This window comes from Kamptonema sp. PCC 6506, from assembly GCF_000180455.1.
In the GTDB taxonomy this organism is placed as follows: domain Bacteria; phylum Cyanobacteriota; class Cyanobacteriia; order Cyanobacteriales; family Microcoleaceae; genus Kamptonema; species Kamptonema formosum.
The window spans coordinates 1-5,934 of record NZ_CACA01000250.1; the positions used below are offsets into that span (position 1 = coordinate 1).

A 5,934-nucleotide genomic window follows, 5' to 3' on the forward strand; every position below is an offset into this window, starting at 1 on the left:
AAGAATGTTTATACAGTCAGCTTTTTAGTCATCCCGCCGAGATTCAGAGCTTGAGACAGGAGAATTTACAACCTTAGAGAGAAGTTAGTTCTCCTAATTTCCATTAACGTACAGGTACTTTCTATGACGATCGTGCAATGAGTAAAGAAATATCAACTCTTTTAGATAAGATGCAGGCAATGCTGAATGACTTTATCATTTTGTTGCCAAATATGGTATTGGCATTGATTGTCTTTGCTATTTTTTTCTTCGTTGCTAGAACGATTAAGAAAGTAGTCAGAAACTTAACACGCAATCGCCGTCAAGCTCGCAACCTGGGAATGGTGCTGGGGCGCTTGGCACAAGGAACAACTATCTTAGCGGGCTTGTTTATTGCGCTGTCGATCGTAATTCCATCGCTTAAAGCCAGCGATCTCGTACAGCTACTCGGAATCAGTGGTGTAGCGATCGGCTTTGCGTTTCGCGATATTTTACAAAATTTTCTAGCAGGTATTCTAATTCTGTTAACTGAACCCTTCCAAATCGACGATCAAATCGTTTTCAAAGATTTTGAAGGAACTGTAGAAAATATTCAAACCCGTGCAACGACGATTAAAACTTATGATGGGCGGCGGATTGTAATTCCAAATTCTGAGCTATTTACAAATTCTGTTACGGTTAATACTGCGTTTGAAAATCGCCGTTTGCAGTACGACATTGGCATTGGCTATGGTGACGATATTGACCAAGCACGACGGTTTATTCTAGAGGCAATACATGAAACAAATGGGGTGTTGGAAACGCCTGCGCCTGATGCGATCGTGGTTGAATTAGCAGGCAGCACTGTCAATATTCGCGCTCGTTGGTGGGTGCAACCTCCTCGTCGTGCAGATGTGCTAGACCTGCAAGATCGAGTGTTGACTAATATTAAAAATAAGCTGACGGCAAATGGTATCGATCTGCCCTTCCCGACACAGCAAATTCTCTTTCATGACCAGACTGAAGCAACGGATGGCGATCGCACTCGTCAACGGGAAGGTTGGCCCCCTGGGAAAGGTCAAGTGCCACAGTCACGCAGCATTAGTAGCTCGATCAACCGCCTTGCCGAGATCGAGGGTGAGGGGAATGGGTCTAAAGCAGGTAGCACAAAGCCTGCTCCCACGACAGAGGAATAGCAAATGGAAACCAAGTTTAGCAAGCTTTTAGACTCACTGCACTCTAGTTTCTGGTTCATCCCGACCCTGATGGTTGTGCTGGCGATCGGGCTTTCATTTGTCACTATTGGCATTGACCAACAGCTAGAAACCGATATTATTGGTAATTTAGGTTGGGCGTATGCCCTGGGGCCCAATGGTTCACGAGCTATTCTCTCTGCGATCGCAGGTTCAATGGTGACTGTTGCCACGACTGCATTTTCTATTACCATCGTGGCGCTTCAGCTTGCGTCTTCGCAGTTTGGCCCGCGTCTGCTGCGTAACTTTATGCAAGATACTGGCAACCAAATCGTACTGGGAACCTTCATCTCTACCTTTGTTTACAGTCTGATGGTGCTGCGAACCATCAATGGTGTTGCCGAGAATGAGTTTGTACCGCATATTGCAGTCACCTGCGGGCTGGGATTGGCGATCGCCAGTATTGGCGTTTTAATCTATTTTATTCATCATTCCGCTACCTCTATTCAAGTCGATTGTGTCATTTCTAAGGTGGGAAGTGAGCTAGATGAAGCGATCGATCGGCTCTTTCCCAAACAGGTAGGACGCAGCGCAGCGACGCATCGAGCAGAACCACTCACCTCAGATATTCCAGCCAATTTCGATCGCGAGGCAACCGCCATTCAAGCTACTAGCAGTAATTATGTGCAAGCGATCGATACAGACCAATTAATGCAAATTGCAACAGAGAGCAATATCCTGCTTCAGCTTCAGCGTCGCCCCGGAGACTTTGTGATTAAAGGAAGTCCGCTGGTACTTGCTTATCCCGCAGAATCAGGTAGCAAAAAGCTGGTTAAACAAGTCAATGATGCCTTTGTCTTGGGTTCGCAGCGTACCGATCAACAAGATGTCGAGTTTTCGATTAACCAACTGGTTGAAATTGCAGTCCGCGCCCTCTCACCTGGCATTAACGACCCCTTTACAGCCATTCGCTGTATAGATCAACTTAGCGCGGCGCTTTGTCACCTGGCACAAAAAGAGATTCCCTCTGCCTATCGTTATGATGACCAAGATAAGCTGCGCGTCATTGCAGAACCCGTGACGTTTGCAGATGTGACGGATGCTGCTTTTAATCAGATTCGGCAGTATGGGCAAACAAGCGTAGCAGTGACAATGCGGTTACTAGAAGCGATCGCTGTCATTGCCCCTTTTACCTATACTAAAGCAGACAGAGCCGCACTGTTGCGTCATGCCAACACGATCGAGCGCGGCAGCCAGGAGGGGATCGCCGAAGAGTTAGATCGAAAGGATGTCAAAGAGCGCTATCTAGCCGCCATAAAAGCGATCGGGCAAGTTTGACATGAGGAGAAAAGATGCAATCTATCAACTGGAAAGGATACCGCTTTGCTGCCTGGATGGGGCAAACATTACTGGGAATCGCTGTTCTTGCTGCTGCTATTCAGGGGAAATGGCAAAATGCGATCGCCCTAGCGCTTTTTCTAATTGTCTCTCTTGTGTTTTTGGTGAAAGATGACAAACTACCAACCCTATTTGATTTTCTGTTTGTCCTCGCAGCTTTACTCAACGCCGGAGGTTGGGTGTGGGGATGGTTTTACGCCCCTGGACTTTATGACGAGCTGGTTCATGGGTTCACCATGTTTTCAATTACACTAGCTCTGAGTTTTTTGGTGTATAGTCCCATGCTGCCGATTTTTCGTCAACACACACTACTATATTTACTGACGATCGTCAGCTTTGGTATCGCCATCGGAGCGTTGTGGGAAATCACTGAATGGTCAGCAGGTAAAATTTTGGCAACAGATGTGATTGGCAGCATCGATGATACAGTCATTGACTTGATTATGGACACATTAGGATCGGGATTAGCAGCCATTATCAGCCTTTGGGTATTGCAAAAGTGGACAGATTTAAGTGTAGGGAATGAGTTAGTAAGAAATCATCTAAGCCATCATAAATAATGAGTTAATGGCCAGTTTGTGATTGATATTGATACTGTTTGGAGAAAATAATGAAACGCATATTTTCTATTTTTTTGACCGCCGTGCTAGTTTCGGATTTAAGTTACATTTAATCATCAACGATCGAGATATTGCATAGCCCTTAACCGAAATTTTATCTTTTCATAAAGATTCATAGAGATCGAGAGAATTAGAGGCGCAGAGAAGCAATTGCGCCCGCCTACTTTTGCAAGAGGTCTATTGCACAAGTGTATGCGATAAATAAGCCAAAACCTTTTTATTTAGTAACTTTAACCTCGCTTATATAAAAGCCCGTTCCTGGCATTAGCCCTAACTCGCTTAGACGTTGATATTCGGATTTTTCAGCTTGTATGTATCGTTCTTGTTTAACTCTTAATACAAACTTGACACCTACGTCACAGAGCGATTGCGCTAGTTTGACAGAACCAAATTCTCTATCTCCAAGAAGAATTATTTCATAATCTTGTAGCAAGGCTAAAATAGGTTTAATTAAGTTTTGTTGTTCTTGAAGATTCGTGCTGCCCCTTTTGGGGAGTATTTCCCAGTATAAAGGAATAGCTCTTTGCGACCAAATCAGACTAATAAAAAATAAATTATTGTGTCGCCATTGAGTACGGTCTATAGCTAGCATCAACACAGACTGGTTTTTAAAAGCCGTGTTCAAGATGTATTTTACCAAGGGAAACCATAAGGTTTCAATTCGCAGCACTGGCAACTTAAAAAATCTTTGAAGATTGCGCCTACGGCTCTCAAAAAGTATAGGATATGACCAAACAGTAGCCAGTCGCTCAATACTAACTTGTTTGTGTATTTGTAAAAGGCTGACAACAATTGCAAGAGTTAAGTATTCAGTTTTTTTGAGTTGACTTGACAAGCAATTTTGGTAAAATAAAGGAAGCATTTAATTATTTTGGGGGTTGTTGAGAGCGATCGCCCATTTTTTTTACCACAAAACGTCTCAAAGCGCCATAGGTACGGATTTTGACGGGGTTGTCACCCCGTCAGATCAGGGGCCACATGGAAAAGGCGAACCGCCAAGCTGGGAAAAAGCGTTTATGTATTGTGTCATGCTGATGGCGATCGCGGTTTTAGGCCCAGGTGCATATTCGCTCGACGCTCTGATTTTTGGACGGTGAAGCCAGGCTTATCCTTCATAAAAGGTGTTTATAGACCAATACGGTTCAGTTAAAGCTCAATAAAGTTAAGTTAAAGTCCAAAAATTCGCATCATCGATCGTGCTATCAGACTTAACGGAACCGTATTCGATTATATGGTCAATCTCGATCCTGGCTTCAATTCTGGAGATGCCGTCAAGATTTCTGGTTTTTATCGTCCTCACTTAGCATATTGAGCATTTTTTTGGCAACTATAGCGCCGACGACTACTCCACCCACGACTTGAGCAACCTTAACAGCTTGCTTTATCCCATCACCAGAATTGATATGTTCGTGGAATATCTCATCTTTTAACCAGTCTGTAGTAACTTTCAAGTTATGAAGCGGAGTTGGCAATAGTTCTAGATAAGTGCCTTGGCGAATCAGATGACCGACTTCGCCTTTCACTTCAAAAACATCGTAAATGTTAGCGGCACTATTTTCTAAACCTAGTTTGAGAAGGGTTCCGCGTAGGTTAACCTGAGCTGGCTTTAGCTCATGTCCTAATGCCATCGCTTTCAGATTATGCGCGATCGTGGCCCCTTGCTGATAGGCTACTTGGGCAGTGGGAGGTAAAGGTTTAGTCTCATGGGGCTCAGAGGAATTAGATATTGAATCTTGATGTAGTTCTAAATGCTCGTACTCACGACCCTCAACCGTTGAGGCTTGCACATCCACCGCACAATCACCCCCTGCAAAAACTTCTAGAAAATCGGGTAACTGCAAAGTGGGAGTAACATGAACGCGACCATCTCGATCGCGGTGTTCGTTGGGAATTGGTAAGTTTTTAATCAGTGGATGTGTAGCAGTTCCAGTTGTCCAAATCGTGGTAGATGCTGATAATATTTCAGACTTACCATCGCGCTTATATTCAACTGAATCTCGACGAATAGCCGTCGCTTCTGCTCCCGCGATTAACTCCACTGGTACAGCGCGTTTTTCTAATTCCTGCTCGGCAGTTTCACGCAGATGACTATTAATATCACCCTTGAGAATTTCGTTGCCGTGATTAATTAGTACCACCCGGACTTCTTGAGGATTACCTCCCAAAGCTTCATACCAGTTAGGTAGCAGATCGGCTAAAGTAGCAACCATTTCCACACCACTTGGCCCGCCACCGATCGCAGCTACAGTTAGCAGCCGACGACGTTGCTCGGGGTCTTCAATTTGAACGGCTCGTTGTAAGCAGTCGCGCAAGTGACGATCGAGCGCGATCGCATTTTCTTGGGTGCGAAAATCAAAGGCATATTCTTTAGCACCCTCAACGCCAAAATAGCCAGTAACGCTACCTAAAGCTAACACTAAGTTACTGTAGTTGTAGTTAGTTCCCGAAGTTAATTTGACTTCCCGTTGTTCTAGGTCAATCGATTGCACCGTATCTTGCACAAAAATGATGCCGCTATCCTTGAGCAGTTCCTCAAAACGCGGTACTACCTGATTAGCATCCATCTCACCACTGAAATACTCGTAAAGTAAAGGCTTAAAACAAAAGCGTTCAGAGCTATCAATTAGGATGATGCTTCTTGGATAGTGTTCGTGTGCTAGATGCAAAGCTGTAAACAAACCAGTGAAACCACCACCAACGATTACAGTCTGATAAATTGGGTTGTTCATGAGATGATTTTTCTCCACTAATTGAGCGTCAGTAAG

At 44.3% G+C, this 5,934-nt stretch carries 5 protein-coding genes; 3 read left to right on the forward strand and 2 right to left on the reverse strand.

The window, feature by feature from the left end; translation table 11 throughout:
* The first annotated feature begins 137 nt into the window (after nucleotides 1–137).
* Genes OSCI_RS12750 through OSCI_RS12760 form a run of 3 tightly spaced genes read left to right on the forward strand, consistent with a single transcriptional unit; the run spans nucleotide 138 to nucleotide 3,109 of the window.
* A complete protein-coding gene (locus OSCI_RS12750) occupies nucleotides 138–1,154 on the forward strand; it encodes a mechanosensitive ion channel family protein (RefSeq protein ID WP_007355378.1) in 1,017 nt (338 codons plus the stop codon).
* A 3-nt stretch (nucleotides 1,155–1,157) separates the two neighbouring features.
* A complete protein-coding gene (locus OSCI_RS12755; RefSeq protein WP_007355379.1) occupies nucleotides 1,158–2,489 on the forward strand; it encodes a DUF2254 domain-containing protein in 1,332 nt (443 codons plus the stop codon).
* 14 nt (nucleotides 2,490–2,503) lie between these two features.
* Nucleotides 2,504–3,109: a hypothetical protein gene (locus OSCI_RS12760; protein ID WP_007355380.1), complete on the forward strand. Its 606-nt coding sequence runs from the start codon at nucleotides 2,504–2,506 to the stop codon at nucleotides 3,107–3,109.
* A 277-nt stretch (nucleotides 3,110–3,386) separates the two neighbouring features.
* Here the strand turns inward: OSCI_RS12760 and OSCI_RS12765 are convergent, their stop codons facing one another.
* Complete coding sequence (locus OSCI_RS12765; RefSeq protein WP_007355381.1) at nucleotides 3,387–4,031, reverse strand: hypothetical protein; 645 nt, start codon at nucleotides 4,029–4,031, stop codon at nucleotides 3,387–3,389.
* Between the two features lie 409 nt (nucleotides 4,032–4,440).
* Nucleotides 4,441–5,934: NAD(P)/FAD-dependent oxidoreductase (locus OSCI_RS12775; RefSeq protein ID WP_234708746.1), on the reverse strand; the 1,494-nt coding region annotated here is incomplete at its 5' end.

Coding starts and splice junctions, on each gene's coding strand:
- OSCI_RS12750 (WP_007355378.1), top strand. CDS start 138: ATGAGTAAAGAAATATCAACTCTTTTAGATAAGATGCAGGCAATGCTG.
- OSCI_RS12755 (WP_007355379.1), top strand. CDS start 1,158: ATGGAAACCAAGTTTAGCAAGCTTTTAGACTCACTGCACTCTAGTTTC.
- OSCI_RS12760 (WP_007355380.1), top strand. CDS start 2,504: ATGCAATCTATCAACTGGAAAGGATACCGCTTTGCTGCCTGGATGGGG.
- OSCI_RS12765 (WP_007355381.1), bottom strand. CDS start 4,031: ATGCTTCCTTTATTTTACCAAAATTGCTTGTCAAGTCAACTCAAAAAA.